15 protein-coding genes are annotated in these 18,073 nt (G+C 68.7%); 10 read left to right on the forward strand and 5 right to left on the reverse strand.

Going from position 1 to position 18,073, the window contains the following annotated elements; translation table 11 throughout:
- Positions 1 to 7 precede the first annotated feature (7 nt).
- On the reverse strand, positions 8 to 2,278 hold the full coding sequence (locus tag BS329_RS22655; RefSeq protein WP_076163231.1) for a sigma-70 family RNA polymerase sigma factor: 2,271 nt from the start codon (positions 2,276 to 2,278) through the stop codon (positions 8 to 10).
- 255 nt (positions 2,279 to 2,533) lie between these two features.
- Here BS329_RS22655 and BS329_RS22660 point away from each other — a divergent pair, with 255 nt between their 5' ends.
- The 5 genes from BS329_RS22660 to purE all read left to right on the forward strand — a co-directional run bounded on the left by BS329_RS22660 (position 2,534) and on the right by purE (position 7,733).
- A complete protein-coding gene (locus tag BS329_RS22660) occupies positions 2,534 to 3,406 on the forward strand; it encodes a GGDEF domain-containing protein (protein WP_076163232.1) in 873 nt (290 codons plus the stop codon).
- A gap of 81 nt (positions 3,407 to 3,487) precedes the next feature.
- Positions 3,488 to 4,846, forward strand: coding sequence for a glycosyltransferase 87 family protein (locus BS329_RS22665; RefSeq protein ID WP_076163233.1), 1,359 nt, complete (start codon positions 3,488 to 3,490; stop codon positions 4,844 to 4,846).
- Entirely contained in the window at positions 4,821 to 6,026 is a 1,206-nt protein-coding gene (locus BS329_RS22670; protein ID WP_076163445.1) for a glycosyltransferase 87 family protein, read from the forward strand. The genes BS329_RS22665 and BS329_RS22670 overlap by 26 nt, the downstream gene beginning before the upstream one ends.
- 13 nt (positions 6,027 to 6,039) lie before the next feature.
- A complete protein-coding gene (locus BS329_RS22675; protein WP_076163234.1) occupies positions 6,040 to 7,224 on the forward strand; it encodes a 5-(carboxyamino)imidazole ribonucleotide synthase in 1,185 nt (394 codons plus the stop codon).
- A gap of 11 nt (positions 7,225 to 7,235) precedes the next feature.
- Positions 7,236 to 7,733 (forward strand): 5-(carboxyamino)imidazole ribonucleotide mutase, encoded by a 498-nt coding sequence (gene purE, locus BS329_RS22680; protein WP_076163235.1) that lies wholly within the window; start codon positions 7,236 to 7,238, stop codon positions 7,731 to 7,733.
- Between the two features lie 48 nt (positions 7,734 to 7,781).
- On the opposite strand, the gene BS329_RS22685 is transcribed toward purE, so the two are convergent.
- The gene (locus tag BS329_RS22685) at positions 7,782 to 9,455 is read right to left on the reverse strand and encodes a class I adenylate-forming enzyme family protein (RefSeq protein WP_076163236.1); all 1,674 of its coding nucleotides are present in this window, start codon (positions 9,453 to 9,455) and stop codon (positions 7,782 to 7,784) included.
- A 104-nt stretch (positions 9,456 to 9,559) separates the two neighbouring features.
- Between BS329_RS22685 and BS329_RS22690 the strand changes: the two genes are divergently transcribed.
- The 3 genes from BS329_RS22690 (at position 9,560) to BS329_RS22705 (ending at position 12,295) form a co-directional block, all read left to right on the forward strand.
- On the forward strand, positions 9,560 to 10,732 hold the full coding sequence (locus BS329_RS22690; RefSeq protein ID WP_208619254.1) for an acyl-CoA dehydrogenase family protein: 1,173 nt from the start codon (positions 9,560 to 9,562) through the stop codon (positions 10,730 to 10,732).
- Positions 10,733 to 10,905: 173 nt separating this feature from the next.
- Positions 10,906 to 11,334 carry a hypothetical protein gene (locus tag BS329_RS22695; protein WP_076163238.1) on the forward strand — a complete coding sequence of 143 codons (429 nt, stop codon included), beginning with the start codon at positions 10,906 to 10,908 and terminating at the stop codon, positions 11,332 to 11,334.
- A gap of 535 nt (positions 11,335 to 11,869) precedes the next feature.
- Positions 11,870 to 12,295, forward strand: a complete 426-nt coding sequence (locus BS329_RS22705) for a DoxX family protein (RefSeq protein WP_076163239.1) — start codon at positions 11,870 to 11,872, stop codon at positions 12,293 to 12,295.
- A gap of 68 nt (positions 12,296 to 12,363) precedes the next feature.
- Here BS329_RS22705 and BS329_RS22710 read toward each other — a convergent pair whose 3' ends face one another.
- From BS329_RS22710 to BS329_RS22720, 3 genes are all read right to left on the reverse strand, one after another.
- Positions 12,364 to 13,071 carry a TIGR03089 family protein gene (locus BS329_RS22710; protein WP_076163240.1) on the reverse strand — a complete coding sequence of 236 codons (708 nt, stop codon included), beginning with the start codon at positions 13,069 to 13,071 and terminating at the stop codon, positions 12,364 to 12,366.
- Between the two features lie 10 nt (positions 13,072 to 13,081).
- On the reverse strand, positions 13,082 to 14,398 hold the full coding sequence (locus tag BS329_RS22715) for an LCP family protein (RefSeq protein WP_076163241.1): 1,317 nt from the start codon (positions 14,396 to 14,398) through the stop codon (positions 13,082 to 13,084).
- Positions 14,399 to 14,487: 89 nt separating this feature from the next.
- Complete coding sequence (locus BS329_RS22720) at positions 14,488 to 16,029, reverse strand: LCP family protein (RefSeq protein WP_076163242.1); 1,542 nt, start codon at positions 16,027 to 16,029, stop codon at positions 14,488 to 14,490.
- 149 nt (positions 16,030 to 16,178) lie between these two features.
- Between BS329_RS22720 and rfbB the strand changes: the two genes are divergently transcribed.
- Positions 16,179 to 17,162, forward strand: coding sequence for a dTDP-glucose 4,6-dehydratase (gene rfbB, locus BS329_RS22725; protein WP_076163243.1), 984 nt, complete (start codon positions 16,179 to 16,181; stop codon positions 17,160 to 17,162).
- On the forward strand, positions 17,149 to 18,039 hold the full coding sequence (rfbD, locus tag BS329_RS22730) for a dTDP-4-dehydrorhamnose reductase (RefSeq protein ID WP_076163244.1): 891 nt from the start codon (positions 17,149 to 17,151) through the stop codon (positions 18,037 to 18,039). Before rfbB ends, rfbD begins: the two co-directional genes overlap by 14 nt.
- Positions 18,040 to 18,073 lie beyond the last annotated feature (34 nt).

Here is an 18,073-nt window from a genome sequence, read left to right on the forward strand (position 1 = left end):
AGGCACGCTACTGGAAAATCCGGTCGACTACCCCGTTGGGCTCCGTGGTCGGCTTGGACTTGCCCGGCCGAGGCGGCGCGCTCGTGGTGGCCGCCGGTGGGGCGGGCTCCTGCTTCGCGGGCTCTGAATGTGTCGCGGACGGCACAGGCTTCTTCGACGGAGAAGGCCGCCCAGGCCGCCCCGGCTTCGTCGTCTCCGAAGTGGCCGGAGGCTTCGAAGTGACCGAAGGCACCGACGGCAGCGAAGGAGGCGTGGTCGGGGGAAGTAGCGCGGAGTCGTCACACCAGTGGTGCCAGCAGCCGAAGTAGACCTCCACCGGTTTCGCCTTCGCGACGCCGAGGGTGGCGTTGACCGTCACCGGGAGGTTGTCCGCCGGACGCCCCTTCAGGCGAACCCACAGGCTCGCCTGACGTCCTGGAGCCAGCGAGCCACGCGAAGTGCACGACGCGCCTTCGCCGGTCGGTCTGCACGGGATGCCGGACACGCTCCAGGAGCTCAGCACGCGGTGATCGAGGGTGATCGTCACCGGCTTCGTGGTCTTGCCCGTGTTCTTAACCCGGATCATCACCAGCGGGTTGCGGTTCCACGGGAACGCCGACAACCCGTCGCTTTCGGCCCGGAGTTCGAGGTCGTCCGGCGGCGCCGGCACGGTGACCTTCACCGCGATCGACACCTTGATCCGCGCGCCCGCCATCACCGATCCGGTCACCGTGCTGCCGTCCACGGCCGTGTCGTCGGCGAGCAGCCGAAACATCAGCACCGCGGACTGTCCCGGTTCGAGTCCGGTGCCGGTCACGCAGGTCACCGTGCCGGTGCCGCCGGGGCAGTTCACCGCGATCGCGGGAGATCCCGCCTGCCGCCGGAAGCCGCTGACACCCATCCCGCCACCGCCGCCGGCGGGAACGGCCTTCACGCCCTCCGGCAGGTTCAGCGAGACCGCCACGGGCTCGGACTTCGAGCCACCATCGTTGCGCACGGTGATCGGGAGGTTGGTTTCTTCGCCTGGCTGGAGCTGGACACCGCCGGCCGGGGTCGCCGCCGTCATCACCGGCGGCGACGGGATCGCCGGCGACGACGCGGGCGGAGGCTGCTGAGTGGGAGGTGTCGCGGAGGGCAGGACCGGAGGCGGTACCACCGGGGGCGGCGCGACAGGAGGCGGCACCACCGGGGGCGGCTGCTGAGCGGGAGGCACCGGCTGCGCCGGCGGGACCACCGGAGGCACGGCGGGCGGGACCACGGGGGTGGGAACGGGCACCACGGCGGGCGGCGGGACGGCCGCGGCGGCCGGGATCTCCTGGGTGCCGCCACCGGCGGCGAGCGCCACCGCGACGGCGGCGACGATGGCCGCGCCCGATCCGGCCACACCGGCGAACTGGCGCGGTCCGGACGCGGCGGCGCCTGCCGCCCCGCCTGAACTCGAACCCGCGGCGGCGGCCGTCGCGGCCGCGGTGACCGCGCCCGCCTTGCCCGCCCCGGTGGTGGCCAGGTATCCGACAGCCGCGCCACCGAGCACGATCGGCGCGATGACCCCGCGCAGGCCGCCGTTGATGTCGGCCAGTTCCGCGGCCAGCGCGCGGCATGTCTCGCAATCGTCCAGGTGGTCCTCCACCTGGGCTCGTTCACGTTTGGAGAGCCCGTCGCGAGTCCACGCGCCGAGTTTTTCCGCGCTCGCGCGACAGCGTTCGCCGGAGTTCTCGGCCAGGTGCACCTGCAGATACGCCTGCCGCAGGCCTTCACGGGCCCGGTAGGCGAGCGCGGAGACGCCGTTCGCGGTCAGCCCCAGCAGCGGCGCGACCTCGGCGGGGCTCTGCCCCTCGATCTCGGTGTGCCACAGCACCGCCTGCCACCGCTCGGGCAGCCGGGTGAACGCCTTCGCGGCGAGCGTGCGCTCCAGCCCGGCGACGGCGGTGTCGGAGAAGGGGACTGTCAGCGCTTCGCCGACGGCACCGCCGACGTCGGACATGTCCTCGTTGAGGTCGACGCGCTTGTCCTTGCGCGTCTTGTCGTAGGCGGTGTGCCGGAGCGCCGTCAGCAGGTACGCGCGGAAAGCCGTGTCGGGGCCTTTGCCGCCGCGCAGCGTGTCCAGCACCTTCGCGAAGGCTTCCGAAACGAGGTCGTCGGCTTCGGAACTCGACCGGGCGAGCTGGCGGGCGAGATTGTGCGCCGCGGCGGCGTGACGTTCGTAAAGCGTTCCGTAAGACGCGATCTTCCCGTCACGCACCTCGGCGATCAGCTCGGCGTCACTCTTACCGGAGAGATCGGCGGGAACGGTGGACACGGGGCTCCTTCATCAGCAGGTTCGGTGCTTCTCCTCGTTGAACGCCCGAACCCGCCCAGTGTGACGGACCATGCGACGTACGTCACCTCGCGGTACCGCCGATGACCCGGAGGGCCCAACGGCTTCACCCGCGCCGGGTTACCGAAGAGTTCGGAAAGATCCTTGGAAAACGCCGTCACGCCGGACGCGGACCGGCGTCCCCACCGTGAAGCGATCGCAAGATCGAAAAGATCGGGACGGAAGGGGCGGTGGCCAGTGGACGTACCGGCGACCGGTGCGCCGTCCGGGGGACCAGACGGGCAAGCCGCCTGGAACCGGTTCGAACGAGATCGTTCTCTCCGCGCCCTGCGGGCTCGCTGGCGGACCGCCAGTCTGGCCGCGGGCTGGCGTTTCCCCAGTGACTGGGGCCTGCCGGAGGTCGACGCCGTCTGCGCGGCGGTGATCAAGCACGGCCGGTCCGTCACCGTCGACGTGGCGGAGACCGCCCTCGCCGGACTGGGCCGGGCACGTGCCGCGGCGGGTGCCGGGCTGGCCGAGACGCTCGCGGATCTCGCGGCGTTGCACGCGGTGCTCGCCGACCCCGACGCGGTGGACGGTTTCCTCGCACCGGATGTCGACTCCACGCCGTCCCGGCTACTCCGGGTGACGGCGCTGGCATGGGCGGACGTGGCGACCGATCAGCTCGTGAACACCGAGGTCACCGAACCGCTCACCGGGCTGCCCACGGCGGCGTACCTGAGGACCCGGTTGAGTGAGCTGTACCGCCAGGCCCGCCGCGAGGAGCGGCCGGTCGCGGAGGCGCACACCCTGCTCGTGGTCTCGATGGACTTCAGTTCGGTCGCGGGCTGGCCACGGCTGACCGGGATGATCCTGGTCGCGGACGCGCTGAAGCAGGTCTTCGACGGCGGCGAGAGCGTCGCCTCGCTCGGCCCGTCGATCGCGGGCGCGCTGGTGCCGAAGGACGTGAGGCTCGCTTCGTCCGGTGTCGCGCTGCGGCGGGCGCTCAACGAGCGGCTTTCGATGGACGCCCAGCTGCGTGACACCGGCCGTCCGCAGATCTCGGCCGTCCGGCTCCCGGCGACCTACGACCAGGCGTGCGATCTCCTCGGTTCCCTCGCGCGGTCCTGAACCGGGGTAGCGCAAGACGTTCTCCAGGTCACGGGCGACCCTGTCGACGTGCGACGACCCGGTTCATGATTTCCTGTTTGCGTGACCCGGACTGTTCCCGCCGACGCGAACGGCGACGTATCGGTGAGCCGCCCGCAGCATCGCCTCTCGTTGCGCCGCTCGCTCGCTCGCTTGTCCGTCCGGCCGAGATCGATCCTGATCCTCTCGGTGATCCCGCTGGTCGCGATCGGTTTCGGCATCTGGGGCTGGCAGCACGAATGGGTGCTGGGCGTGGACAGCGCGGTCTACCGCGCCGGTGCCCTGACACTGCTGAACGGTGACCCGCTCTACGACTCCAACACCCTTCCGGTGGAACCGTGGTGGGCGCTGCTGCCGTTCACCTACCCGCCGACGGCCGCTCTGCTCTTCATCCCGCTCGCGCTGGTCCCGACGCAGGTCGCCTGGGGGCTCCTGACCGCGGTTTCGCTGCTGGCGCTGGCGCTGTGCGTCCGGATCGCGATCGGCGCGCTGCCGAAGCCGTCGACCGACGGACCCCGCTGGTGGGCCTCGCCCGCGCGGTCGACGATCGCCTTCTTCCTGGTGTTCCTCGGTCTCGAGCCGGTGTGGCGCACGATCTTCCTCGGCCAGATCAACCTCATCCTGATGGCGCTCGTGATGCTCGACATCCTGGTCATCGGGGCGAGGGGCAGCCGCTGGGGCGGGGTGCTGGTCGGCGTCGCGGCCGCGGTCAAGCTCACCCCGATCGTCTTCCTGGGACATCTGTTCATCACCGGCCGCCGCATGGACGCCATCCGCGGACTCGTCACCTTCGTCGTGATGCAGGGCTTGATGTTCCTGATCATCCCGCACGACGCGGCGCGCTACTGGACCTACACGCTGCCCGACACCGGCCGCATCGGCCCGGTGCACTGGGCGGGCAACCAGTCGCTGAACGCGCTGATGAACCGCTTCACCGAGCTCGCGCCCTGGGCGTCGAAGGCGGCGATGGGGATCGGCGCGCTGCTCGCGATCCCGGCGATCTGGCTGGTGCTGCGCTTCCACCGCAAGGGCCAGGCGCTCGCGGCGATGCTCGTGACGGCGTTCTGGATCCTGCTGATTTCGCCGATCTCCTGGACCCACCACTGGGTCTGGGTGGCGCCGCTGGTCGTGCTGCTGGTCTCGCGGCTGCCGAAGACCACGCCCGCCACCGCGTGGAAACGCTGGCTGGGCACGTTCGCGGTGTTCTTCGTCTTCATCAGCTGCGTGCTGCTGATCCTGCCGAACGGCCGCAACGTCGAGCTGCACTGGAAGGTGTGGGAGAACATCCTCGGCAGCGCGTACATCCTCATGCCGCTGGTACTGGCGCTCGCGCTGGCCGGGCGCTGGTGGTATCTGCGCCGGAAGCGGCGTGTGGGAGCCGGGGACGACGGCGAGCATGCTGAAGTCGCGACCGGCGGCTGAGCCACGGCTCGTCGGGGTCGCGCTGGCGGGTGCGCTCGCCCTGGCGATGCTCGTGCTGGGCGTCGTGGCCTTGCTCGGTGAATGGCACCTCGGCGCGGACAGCGCCGTCTACCGCGCCGGTGCCCTCACCCTGCTGAAAGGCGAACCGCTCTACACCCGCGAGGCGCTGACGACACTGCCGCCGTGGGTGCTGCTGCCGTTCACCTACACCCCGGCCGCGGCGCCGCTGTTCCTGCCGCTCGCGATCGTTCCGGCCGGGCTGACCTGGGGAGTCGTCGGCGCGCTGTCGGTCGTCTGCCTGAGTGTCGTGATCTCCGTGGTCGCCCGCGCCTGCGGTGCCCCGATCACCCGATGGTGGGTTCTGCCGCTGGCGACGGCGGGCGCGCTGGCACTGGAGCCGGTCTGGAAGACGATCTTCCTCGGCCAGATCAACCTCATCCTGATGGCGCTGATCGTCCTCGACGCCCTGGTGCTTTCGGCGCGTGGTTCGCGCTGGGCCGGGGTGCTGATCGGGATTTCGGCCGCGATCAAGCTGACGCCGCTGATCTTCGTGCCGCATCTGCTGTTCACCGGCCGCTGGAAGGACGCGCTACGGGCGCTCGGCACGTTCGTCGTGCTCGAAGCCGTGATGTTCGCGGTGATCCCCGGCGACGCCTTCCGGTTCTGGACGGAATCGGCGACCGATCCCAGCCGGGTCGGCTCCGTGCACTGGATCTTCAACCAATCACTCAACGGGCTGGTGAACCGCGCCTCGGAACTCGCGCCGTGGTCGCTGACGGTGGCCATCGCGGTCGCCGCCGTCCTGGCCGTTCCCGCCGTCTGGCTGGTCGTGCGCCTGCACCGCCGCGGTGACCCGGTCGGCGCACTGCTGGTGACGGCGTTCTACGGACTGTCGGTCTCGCCGGTGTCCTGGTCACACCACTGGGTGTGGACGGTGCCGCTGCTCGTCCTGCTCGTCCTCCGCCGATCGTGGGTTCCGGCCGCGGGTGTCGTGGTGCTGTTCGCGAGCGGCGTGATCATGTTCGTGCCCAACGGCGGCGACACCGAGTTCGGCTGGGGACCGGGCTGGTCGCTGATCGGCAACGGCTACGTGCTCGCGGCTGCGATCGCCATCACAGGACTGGCCGTGCGAGAGCTGCGACGCGGGTCCGCCCAGGTCGCGGCGGTAGCGGCCAAGTAATCTGACCTCCGTTATGGACAAACGAACCGGTTTTCCGATCGTGGGCATGGTTGGCGGCGGACAGCTGGCCAGGATGACCCACCAGGCGGCGATCTCCCTCGGCCAATCCCTGCGCGTGCTGGCCGCCGGGGAGAACGAATCCGCCGGCCTCGTCGCGGGCGAGGTCGTGCACGGGCACCACACCGACCTCGAAGCGCTGCGCTCGTTCGCCGCCGGGGTCGACGTGCTGACCTTCGACCACGAGCACGTTCCCGGCGAGCACCTGCTCACGCTCGCGATGGAAGGCGTCACCATCCGGCCCGATCCGGCCGCGTTGTCGATGGCGCAGAACAAACTCGTCATGCGCGAGATGATGGCCGGACTCGAGATACCCGGCCCCGAATTCGCCGAAGTGTCTTCCACGGACGACGTGATCTCCTTCGGTGACAAACACTCCTGGCCCGTGGTACTCAAGGCGGCGCAGGGTGGCTACGACGGCCGCGGCGTCTGGATGCTCGACACCGCGCAGCAGGCGCGCGAGACCGTGCCCGAACTCCTCGACGCCGGAACTCCTTTGCTGGTCGAGGAAAAGGTCGTCATGCGGCGCGAGCTCTCCGCGCTGGTGGCCCGTTCGCCGTTCGGGCAGGGCGCGGCGTGGCCGGTGGTGGAGACCGTGCAGTCCGGCGGGATCAACACCGAGGTGCTCGCGCCCGCGCCGGGCCTGAGCTACGCGCGGACGCAGGAGGCGCAGGACCTCGCGCTGCGGATCGCCGCGACGCTGGACGTGACCGGGCTGCTCGCCGTCGAGCTGTTCGAGACCGACGAAGGCCTGCTGGTCAACGAACTCGCCATGCGTCCGCACAACTCGGGACACTGGACGCAGGACGGCTCGCGCACCTCGCAGTTCGAGCAGCACCTGCGCGCCGTGCTCGACTACCCGCTCGGGGCGACCGACCTGATCGCACCCGCCTGCGTGATGGCGAACGTCCTCGGCGCCCCCGAGGCCCCCGCGATGGGCCCGGACGAACGCCTGCACCACCTGTTCGCGCGATACCCGGACATCCACGTCCACCTGTACGGCAAGGGAGAGCGTCCCGGCCGCAAACTCGGCCACGTCAATTTCGTCGGCGAACGCATGGAGGAGCTGCGCGACCGCGCGCTGCTGTCCGCGCACTGGCTTTCCCACGCCGTCTGGCTCGACGGCTACGAGATCCACTAGGAGTAATGAGTATGTCGCCGCAGGTTGGCCTGATCATGGGCAGCGACTCGGACTGGCCGACGATGGAAGCGGCCGGGCAGGCGCTGGCCGAGTTCGGCATCGAGTACGAGGTCGGCGTCTACTCGGCGCACCGCACTCCGCAGCGGATGCTCGACTACGCGACGTCGGCCGCTTCGCGCGGCGTGCGCGTGATCATCGCCGGTGCCGGGGGCGCCGCGCATCTGCCGGGCATGGTCGCGTCGGCGACGGTGCTGCCGGTGATCGGGGTGCCGGTGCCGCTGAAGTACCTCGACGGCATGGACTCGCTGCTCTCGATCGTGCAGATGCCCGCCGGGGTCCCGGTCGCGACGGTTTCCGTCGGCGGGGCACGGAACGCGGGCCTGCTCGCGGTCCGCATCCTCGCCGCGTCCGACGAGGGACTTCAGGCGAAGATGGCGCGGTTCCAGGCGGACCTCGAGCAGCTGGTGCTCGACAAGGACGCGGCCCTGCGCAAACGCGTCGAAGACTGACCGCGTTTCGTCCTCTAGTTGCGGTAGTTCGACGACGAACCACCGCAACTAGAGGACGAAACGCGCTGGGGTTCCGTCGGCGAGTTGCTTCCGTAGTTCCCGCTTCAGTACCTTCCCGGCGGCCGAAACCGGGATCTGGTCGACGAAGTGGATCGCCCGTAGTCGTTTGTACGGCAGCACGCGCTCGCTGACCGCGGCCATGAGCTGATCCGCGGTGACGTTCTCGTCGCTGCGGACCACGAACGCGACCGGCAGTTCGCCGACCTCGGTGTCCGGTTTGCCGACGACGGCCGCCGCGGACACGCCGGGCAGGGTGATCAGCAGCTCTTCGAGCTCCCGCGGGAACACGTTATATCCCTTGTACAGCAGCATGTCCTTCTTGCGGTCCACAATGGACAGGTAGCCGTCCTCGTCGAGGACGCCGATGTCGCCGGTGTGCAGCCAGCCGTCGACGAGCACGGCCGCGGTGTCTTCGGTGCGGTTGCGGTAGCCGGTCATCACTTGCGGCCCGCGCAGGCACACTTCGCCGCGTTCCCCGGAGGGCAACGGATCCTCCCCGCCTTCCGCCGGGACGATCTTGATCTCGGTGTTCGGTAACGGCAGGCCGACCGAGCCGACCTTGCGCGTGGCGGAGCGAGAGGACGGCGCGATGACCGCGCCCATGGTGACCTCGGTGAGGCCGTAGCCCTCGATGACGAGCACGCCGGGGAAGCGGTGCTGAAGGGCACGGATCATCTCGTGGTGCATCGGCGCCGCGCCGGAGCCGATGGTCAGGACCGACGACAGGTCGGCCGTGTGGAACTCGGGGCACGCGAGCAGGGCGGCGAACAGCGCGGGCGCCCCGCCGATGGTGGTGACCCGCAGCATCTCGGCGTCGGCCACGTACGCGGCCGGGTCGAAGCGGTCGTGGAGGACGATGGTTCCGCCGTCGAGCAGCGGGACGTTGAGCGCGGCGATGGTGCCCATGGCGTGGAACCACGGCGTCAGGTTGAGGGCGATCCCGGTGCCGATCCGGGACGGCCATTCGTCCGGGCCGCCGAGCTGCTCGACGACCACCTCGCCTGACGCGTCGAGCGCGGGCACCGCGCCCAGTCGCCAGCAGGAGCTCTGGAGGCTGTTGACCACCACGTTCCGATGCGGCAGGCAGACACCCTTCGAACGACCGGTGGTGCCGCCGGTGTACGCCAGATGGGCGAGATCGCGGTAGATGTCGATGTCCACGTCAGGTCGCTCGTCGGAGTGACCGGAGTGGAACTCGGCGAACTCGACCTCGCCTTCGTTCAGTCCCTCGGGCGGGTGAACGACGATGCTCAACCGGACCGAGGTCCGATCACGGATCGAAGCGAGCACGCGTGCGACCGGCCCGACGGTGACGGCGGCGACCGCCCCCGCGTCGGTCAGCTGGAAGGCGAGGTCTTCCGGCGGGAGCAGGGGGTTCGCCGGGCTGAAGGTGGCGCCCGCGAGCAGCGTCCCGTAGTACGCGACCGGGTACGCCAGGCAGTTCGGCAGGTGGAGCGCGACGACGTCGCCTCTTCCGATGCCCTCGGCACGCAGCGCGTTCGCGAACCGGCAGGCCGCGCTGTACGTCTCGGCGAAGGTGAGGCTCTGGTCTCCGTGGGCGAAGGCCGTGCGGGAGCCCCAGCGAGCAGCGGCGCCGGCCAGCACCGAGCCGACCGGGACCTCGGGATAGTCGAGCGACCGGGGGAACGGAGTGAGCTGCATCACTCGAACGTACGGACTTTGCGGTCAAAGACACAAGCGCTCGCGATGTCGCACAATGTGAACGAGCGCTAACATCGGTCGAACTCTCATTCGCGTTAGAAGAGGTGACAAAGGTGTCTGACGGCCCGGGTCTGTACCAGCTTGCCGAGGAGCACGAAGAGCTGCGGGCCGCGGTCCGTGCCTTGGCGGAAAAGGAAATCGAGCCGTACGCGGCCGAGGTCGACGAGGACGAGCGCTACCCGATCGAGGCGTACAACGCGCTGGTCAAGTCGGGTTTCAACGCCGTCCACATTGAAGAGGCCTACGACGGCCAGGGCGCGGACGCCATCGCCGCCTGCATCGTGATCGAAGAGGTCGCGCGCGTCGACGCGTCGGCGTCGCTGATCCCGGCGGTCAACAAGCTGGGCACGGTCCCGATCATCCTTGCGGCGTCGGAAGACCTCAAGAAGCTGGTGCTGCCGTCGATCGCCTCCGGCGATGCCTCGGCGTCGTACGCCCTTTCGGAGCGCGAAGCCGGCTCGGACACCGCGTCGATGCGTACCCGCGCGAAGCTCGACGGCGACCACTGGGTGCTGAACGGCACCAAGTGCTGGATCACCAACGCGGGTGAATCGTCCTGGTACACCGTGATGGCGGTGACCGACCCGAACGCCGAGAAGAAGGCCAACGGCATCTCCGCGTTCGTCGTGCACAAGGACGACCCCGGTTTCACCGTCGGCTCGAAGGAGCGGAAGCTCGGCATCAAGGGCTCGCCGACCCGCGAGATCCACTTCGAGAACTGCACCATCCCGGCCGACCGCATCATCGGCGAGCCCGGTACCGGCCTGAAGACCGCGCTGCGCACCCTCGACCACACCCGTCCGACCATCGGCGCGCAGGCGCTGGGCATCGCGCAGGGCGCGCTCGACGCGTCCATCGCATACGTCAAGGAGCGCAAGCAGTTCGGCAAGGCGATCGCGGAGTTCCAGGGCGTCCAGTTCATGCTGGCCGACATGGGCATCAAGATCGAGGCCGCCCGAAACCTCGTCTACGCCTCCGCCGCGGCGACCGAACGAGGCGACAAGCGCGGCGGCTACATGGCCGCGGCGGCGAAGGCCTACGCGTCGGACATCGCGATGTCGGTGACGACCGACGCCGTGCAGCTTTTCGGCGGCGCGGGCTACACGCGCGACTTCCCGGTGGAGCGCATGATGCGCGACGCGAAGATCACCCAGATCTACGAAGGCACCAACCAGATCCAGCGCATGGTCATGGCCCGCGCCCTGCTCAAGGGCTGATTCTCCCGACGCCGTCACGCGCTTCAGGACGTCCGCAATTCGTCCTCTAGTTGCGGTGGTTGCACGCTCAACGACCGCAACTAGAGGACGAATTGCGGAGGGGGAAGGCCGTAGGCGGTGAGATGCTTCATGGAAGTACGGCGATCATGGGCCGACGGTGTCACTCTCGAAGGATGTTCTGGTCCGCTCCGGTGTCGTGGACACCGCACGACGAGGCCGAGCTGATCGCCGGCTGGCGGTTGTGGCTCGAGCTCGGGGATCGCACGTGGCCGTCGGCCGGGTGGGACGGGACGGCGGCCGACGTTGTCAAGCCGCTGCGTGAGCTGGTCGCGGCCTGCGACGAGATCGAAACGGGTTACCGCAAGGCCGTCGACGAGCCGTCCGCGGAGTTCATCCGGATCATCCAGTTCCTCGTGTGGACCGTCAGCACGGTGATCGAGCTGTGGGCCGACGACGAGGTCCCGCTCGACGCCGAGCGGATCGCGTTGCTGCACGCGGATCTGGCCGGGTTCGCCGAGCAGGCCGAGCGAGTGCTCGCGGTGCTGGCCGTCAGCGGGGGCTGGACGGGTCTGGCCTCGGAGCAGCGGCGGACAGACCGCTGAGCGATTCCGGTTTCTCGACCCAGGCGAAACCGCGAGGTGATCGTCCAGCAAGACTAGGGTCACCGGGTTGCCGAAGGGATCTTCGCCGGGCGCGATCGCGTAGCCGACTTCGACCACGGATGCTTCCTTCTCGTCGGATTCGACGTCGTGCCGCATGACGCTGTCGTTCGACCATGTGCTGCCGAGGACGCGGTGTAATTTGAGGGCCAGTCGAACTCGGTGCTCCAACGAGACCATCCGGAGCCGTCGCCGCGGAAAGCCAGTCCGGCGGACTCGACGTCGCTCGGATACAGCACGCGGTCCGACCAGACGTTCATCCGTCACGCACGGGATTCTGCCCGCCGGGCGCCTGGGACAACGGCGGCCGTACGGGGGAATAACAGCCACGTCCTTCCACAGAGGACATGCCGCCGTCCGGGGGCCGGTTCCTGTCGGGTACCTGTCGATCACGCTCCGGAGGTGCCGTCGGAGGCGTCCGGTGCCTTACCTTGATCCCGGTAAGTTGAATATTCACCGATCAGAAAGCTGATACCCGATGTTCGCTCGTTTCAAGGATGTCGCCCTCCTGCTGGGCCGGATCGGTGTCGGTGTCGTCTTCCTCGCACACGGCCTGCAGAAGTGGGAAAACGGGATCGACGGCACCGCGAAGTTCTTCGAGCAGACAGGAATCCCGCTGCCGACGCTCGCGGCGATCTTCGCGATCGCGGTGGAGATCGTGGGAGCCATCTTGTTCATCGTCGGCTTCTTGACGCCGCTGGTGGGCCTCGGCTTCGTCGTGGTTTCCGTCGGCGCGCTGCTCTCGGTGCACCTCGACAACGGCTTGACCGGTCAGGGTGGTTACGAACTCGTCCTCGTCCTGGCGGTGGCCGGGCTCGCGCTCGGCTTCAACGCCGGAAAGCTGTCGCTCGACCACATGCTCTTCGGACGCAAGCGTGAGGCGAAGCAGCTTCAGGACGCCTGAGGCCCCGTGCCTGTTATGAACGGACCTTTTATAACAAATTCTGTTATAAAAGGTCCGTTCATAACACTTCAGGAGGAGAGATCCGCGGTCGTCCGCTCCGCTTCGCGCCGGGAAGCGAGTTTGGCCGGATCCGCGTCGGTCACCTGGACCAGATGCGCACCGGCCGCGAGCGGCGTCAGGAATCCCGCGAGAATGCCTTCCTTGCCGGTCCATTCCACAGTGGACAGAACGCGATCGTCGGCCGACAGGCCCAGGCTGGAAGCGCGGGAACGAGCTTCGGCCAGCACCTCGTCCACAGTGGACGAACCCAGCGCCGGAGTGTCACCGGGAATGGGCGACAGCGGGCTGAACTGGTCGCCCGAAAGTCGGGCTTCGGTCAGGTAGTCCATGGCCCTGTCGGGCACGGAACCGGCGGGCAGCCCGAGGCCCATCGGGTGCAGTGAGACGACGGCCGTCGCGGCCGCGTCGGAGACGCCGCCCGGCACGACGAACGCCACCCGCGCGCCCGCGGTCTCGGTCACCACCCTGGCACCGCACCACCACGCGCCCAGCAGGACGCCGGCGGTCTGCCAATGCGGCGGCAGCACCACGGCGACCTCGTCGCCCGGTTCGACGTCGAACTCGTCGACCAGCCAGTTCGCCGTTTTGGCTGCCCAGTTCACCGTGGTCGCCACGGACAGTTCGACCCGGCTGCCCTGCTTGTCGTCGTAGTGCGTGATCAGCGGTTTCGCGGGCGACCCGAGCAGGGGTCGCAGCAGCAGTTCGGTGAGGCTCACGCCCCCAACGCTAGTTGACGCAGGGAACGCTCGACGCGGCGAGCAGGGGAGCCGCGCCGGACGCCCCGCCGCCACCGCCCCGGCCCACCAGGCCGGAGACGAAAGCCCGCACGGCGGCGGGGTCGATCTCGACAATGCTCTGGCCGTCCGCGCTGCGGCCGTTGACGTTCACCACCGGGATGGTCGTGAACGTCAGGTCGCCCGACGCGATCCCCTTCGCCTGTTGCGCGAATTCCAGCAGGTCCAGGTCCTCGTCGAGGACGATCGACCGGCGCACGACGTCCGTCAGGCCCGCCATCGTCGACGGGCTGGTGAGCGTGCCCGCCGAGAGCACCTGGTTCAGCGCCGAGGACAGGAAGGTCTGCTGCCGCACGATGCGGTCGAGGTCGCCGCGCGGCAGGTTCTTCCGCTGGCGCACGAAGGAAAGTGCCTCCCCGCCCGAGACGGTCTGCTCGCCGCGCCGGAAGTTCGCGCCGGAGTCCTTGTCCTCGGTGGAATGGTTCAGGCAGACCTTGACCCCGCCCAGCGCTTCGGTCAGCAGATAGAACCCGAGCAGGTTGACCTCGGCGTAGTGGTCGACGCGGATCTGCGTCAGGTCCTGGACGGTCTGGACCAGTGCCTTGCGACCCTCCTGGTCGGAATCGCGTTCGAGTTTCGCCTGGTCGGGCTCACCGCGGTGCGCGTTCGCGTAGTTGGCCTTCGCGACGCCGTACGCCGAATTGATCTTGTTCGGGCCGCGGCCGGGGATGTCGGTCCAGGTGTCGCGCGGAATCGAGATACCGGACGGCTTCCCGCCGTTCTTCGGAATGCGCAGGATGATGATGGTGTCGGTGTTGACGCCCGGCTTCTCCTCGGTGCGCAACTCCTTGAGGACCTTGAGCGGCAGCGGATTGCCCTGCGCGTCGGTGCGCGCGTCACTGCCGACCAGGAGGATGTCGTTCGCGCCGTCGTCGGCGGGCGGCGCGGCGGGATCGTCCGCCTTGCTCAGCGCGTTCGTCGTGGGGACGTTGTTCTGTAGCTGGTCCTTGGTGACGTACGCGTAGCCCGTCGTGCCTAGGGCGAGCAGCGACACGAGGCCGAGTGCGATCCGCCGGGTGATCCGGCCGGCGCGGCGCGGCGGGCGCTCGGGCACGGCGAGCACACCCGAGACCGCTTCGTCCTCGAGTGGGGCAGACGGCTGGGGGAGCGTGTCGCGCGGGTACGGCGTCGGGACGAACGGGGGCTTTTCATCACTCTCGGTATCCGAGGTGGTGTCTTCCTGCGGCTGTGAGTCTTCGGCGTCCAACTGCTCAGAACGCTCATCCGCGTCCTTGTCCTCGCTGTCCATCCCTGCTCACCTCCCCTGGGGTGCCCGCTTATCCGATCGTAGGAGAAGGCTAGGCCACCGCGAGGTCGGCCACGCTGAGTACCCGGCCATTAATTGACGCAGGGCACATCGCCCGCGACGATCGGCGTCGTGGTGGGCGCCGCCGGAGCGCTGGAGGGCGGCTGTGCGGGCTGCGACGGGGATGACGTCTTCGACGGGGCGGTGGCCGGGCCACCGGCGGACGCGCCCTTGAAGTCCTTGCCGAGCAGGACCCGCACCTTGCCCGGGGCGACGTCGCGATCCGCCTCGGCCTGCACCGCGGTGCCGAAGACCTGCTTGATCAGGGCGAGCGCGTCCTCGTCGCCCGGCGCGTACCGGACGACCGTGGAGTTGCGGGTGCTGAGCTTGGTATCGGCCGCGAACTTGAAACCCTTGCCCTGCAAGAGATTCCGCGTCTCGGTGGCCAGGGTGGGGGAGCCGGACCCGTCGAACAGTTCGACCGTCACCGCTTCCGCGCCCGGCAGCTTGGCCGGGGTCTCGGCGGGCGCCGTCTGCCCGTCGGAGGTCAGGCGGGTGACCTCGGCCTGCACCTGCGCCGGGTCCACCCGGAGCACGGCGGCGCCGCCGATCATCGCGTCACCTTGAGTCGGTATCGTGTGGAACTCGACGTTTCCGCTGGTCAGCCCACGCATCTGCGCGGCGAACTCCGGCAGGTCCCAGCCTGCCGACAGCACGACCGACTTCTTCACCGCGTCGATGAGGTCCGCGATCTTCACCGGGTTGATCAGGACGTCGGACGACAGGATCTTGTTCGCCAGCCCAGACAGGAAGGCCTGCTGGCGCGCGATCCGGTCCAGGTCGCCATTTTGCAGGTCGTACCGCTGGCGGACGAACGCGAGCGCCTGGACGCCCTCGACGGTCTGCCGCCCGGCCGGCAGGTCGACGCCGGACTTCCGTTCCTTGACCGGCCCGTTCAGGCACACCTCGACGCCGCCGATCGCCTTGGTGATCTCGTAGAAGCTCGACAGGTTCACCTCGGCGTACCGGTCGATCATCTTCGGCTTGCCGATGAACTTCTCCAGCGTCGCGATCAGGTTCTTGCGGCCCGCGTCCTTCGCCTTGGCGTCGACGTCCTTGAGATCCGAGTTGCCCTGCTGCTGCAGCGTCTTCGACGTGTCGTTGTAGGCGTACACGTACGCGCTGTTGAGCTTGTGCTTGCCGAAGCCGCCGGTGATCTCGACCCACGAGTCGCGGGGGAAGGAGATCGCGGTCGCCTTCTTGCCGTCCTGCGGGATGTGCACGAGGATCATCGTGTCGGTCTGGCGCTCGCCGTCGGAGACACCGGCGTGCAGCATGTCGAGGACCTCGCGCGGCAGCGGGTTGCCCTGCGCGTCGGTGCGGCTGTCCTGGCCGACGAGCAGGATGTCGATCGCGCCGTCCAGCGGTTTCGCGGGCGGGTGGCCGTTGTCCTCGAAGATGTTCGTGGTCGCGAAACCCTGCGACGGGTCGCCGATGAACTGCCAGCCCCACCAGGTCAGCGCCAGGATCGTGATGGAGACCAGGCTGAACACGACCTTCACCCCACGGCGGGCGAACACCACGAGGCCGCCGTTCCGGCGCGCCGGAAGGGGTGGCCCGGGCCACTCGGTCACGTGCGGTCCTCCACGAATCTCCCCAGGGCACACGCGTGCCACTCCACAACTCTACTGACCCCTGTGTTAGACGTCCGTAGGCTGGTGGAAGGTTGCCCCGGTCGTGCACACTCGGCTGGTCAGGGAAGTCGCAGAGGGAGGAACGCGGGATGCGCGTGCTGGTCACCGGAGGTGCCGGATTCATCGGCTCGCACTACGTCCGGCAGGTGCTGAACGGGGCGTACCCGAGTCTCGCCGACGCCGAGGTGGTCGTACTCGACAAGCTGACCTACGCGGGCAACGAGGCGAACCTGGAGCCGGTGCGCGAGAACCCGCGCTACCGGTTCGAAAAGGGCGACATCTGTGACGCCGCGCTGGTCAACGAGCTGATGCGGGGGATCGACCTGGTCGTCCACTTCGCCGCCGAGTCCCATGTGGACCGTTCGATCGCGGGGGCGGCCGACTTCGTGCTGACCAACGTGCTCGGCACGCAGACCTTGTTGCAGGGCGCGCTCGAAGCCGAGGTCGGGAAGTTCGTCCACGTGTCCACCGACGAGGTCTACGGCTCGATCGACGAGGGATCCTGGACCGAAGACCACGCGCTGGAACCGAATTCGCCGTACTCGGCGTCGAAGGCGTCTTCGGATCTGTTGGCGCGCTCCTTCTTCCGCACCCACGGCCTGCCTGTCTGTGTCACCAGGTGCTCGAACAACTACGGTCCGTACCAATTCCCGGAGAAGGTCATTCCCCTCTTCGTGACCAACCTGCTCGACGGCAAGAAGGTCCCGCTCTACGGCGACGGGCTCAACGTGCGTGACTGGCTGCACGTGGACGATCACTGCCGCGGTATCCAGTTCGTCGCCGACGGTGGCAGGCCGGGCGAGGTCTACAACATCGGCGGTGGCACGGAACTGACCAATCGCGAGCTGACCGGGCTGCTGCTGAGCGCTGTCGACGCCGACTGGGAGAGTGTCGAGCCGGTCGAGGACCGTAAGGGGCACGATCGCCGGTATTCGGTCGACATCGGCAAGATCTCGCGGGAACTCGGCTACGCACCGCAGCGGTCCTTTGAGGACGGTCTGGCCGACACGGTCGCCTGGTACCGCGACAACCGGTCCTGGTGGGAGCCGCTGAAGAACCATGCGGGAGCGTGAGAAGTTGCTGAATATTCTCGTGCCAGGTGGCTCCGGCCAACTGGGGCAGGACATCGCCGCGCTGGCGCCGGCCGCCGCGACACCGTCGTCGGCGGAGCTGAACTTGCGTGACACCGGCCAGATCGTCGCCGCGGTGACCGAACTGGCGGACCGGGCACGCGCGGCCGGGACGTCGCCGGTGGTGATCAACGCGGCGGCCTACACCGCGGTGGACGCGGCGGAAACCGATGAGGAGCGGGCGTTCGCGGTGAACGCCGACGGTCCCCGGGTGCTCGCCGCGGCGTGCTCGTCGCGTGGTGTGCCGCTCATCCACGTGTCGACGGACTACGTTTTCGCGGGCGACGCGACTTCACCGTACGAGACCGGTGACCTGCTGGGCCCGCTCAACGCGTACGGCCGGACAAAGGCGGCGGGCGAGGACGCGGTTCTCGGCTCGGGGGCCCGTTCCTGGATCGTGCGGACGTCCTGGGTGTACGGCAAGACCGGCTCGAACTTCGTTAAGACCATGGCGCGGCTGGAGAAGGAACGCGAAGAACTGTCCGTTGTGGACGATCAGACCGGTTCGCCGACCTGGTCGCGTGATCTCGCCGCCGGACTGCTGGAACTGGCCGGGAAGGTCGCTTCCGGGCAGGGGCCGTCGCAGCGAGTGCTGCACTGTACGGGTGGTGGGTCGACGACGTGGTGCGGGTTCGCGCGGGCGATCTTCACGGAACTGGGCGCGGATCCGGCGCGGGTGAAGCCCTGTACGACGTCGGAGTTTCCGCGTCCGGCGGTGCGCCCGGCATACGGGGTGCTGTCGAACGCCTTTTGGCGTGAGGCTGGCCTGACGCCGCTTCGGGACTGGTCCGAGGCGCTGAAGGCCTACTTCGCTTCCTGACACTCCCGCGTTTCGTCCTCTAGTTGCGGTAGTT

The sequence above is a fragment of the Amycolatopsis coloradensis genome, from assembly GCF_001953865.1.
Lineage (GTDB): Bacteria > Actinomycetota > Actinomycetes > Mycobacteriales > Pseudonocardiaceae > Amycolatopsis > Amycolatopsis coloradensis.

What these genes read in the sequence shown, in the direction of transcription:
- BS329_RS22670 (WP_076163445.1), top strand. Translation starts at nt 4,821, where the DNA reads ATGCTGAAGTCGCGACCGGCGGCTGAGCCACGGCTCGTCGGGGTCGCG.
- BS329_RS22675 (WP_076163234.1), top strand. Translation starts at nt 6,040, where the DNA reads ATGGACAAACGAACCGGTTTTCCGATCGTGGGCATGGTTGGCGGCGGA.
- purE (WP_076163235.1), top strand. Translation starts at nt 7,236, where the DNA reads ATGTCGCCGCAGGTTGGCCTGATCATGGGCAGCGACTCGGACTGGCCG.
- BS329_RS22685 (WP_076163236.1), bottom strand. Translation starts at nt 9,455, where the DNA reads ATGCAGCTCACTCCGTTCCCCCGGTCGCTCGACTATCCCGAGGTCCCG.
- BS329_RS22695 (WP_076163238.1), top strand. Translation starts at nt 10,906, where the DNA reads ATGTTCTGGTCCGCTCCGGTGTCGTGGACACCGCACGACGAGGCCGAG.
- BS329_RS22705 (WP_076163239.1), top strand. Translation starts at nt 11,870, where the DNA reads ATGTTCGCTCGTTTCAAGGATGTCGCCCTCCTGCTGGGCCGGATCGGT.
- BS329_RS22715 (WP_076163241.1), bottom strand. Translation starts at nt 14,398, where the DNA reads ATGGACAGCGAGGACAAGGACGCGGATGAGCGTTCTGAGCAGTTGGAC.
- rfbB (WP_076163243.1), top strand. Translation starts at nt 16,179, where the DNA reads ATGCGCGTGCTGGTCACCGGAGGTGCCGGATTCATCGGCTCGCACTAC.
- rfbD (WP_076163244.1), top strand. Translation starts at nt 17,149, where the DNA reads ATGCGGGAGCGTGAGAAGTTGCTGAATATTCTCGTGCCAGGTGGCTCC.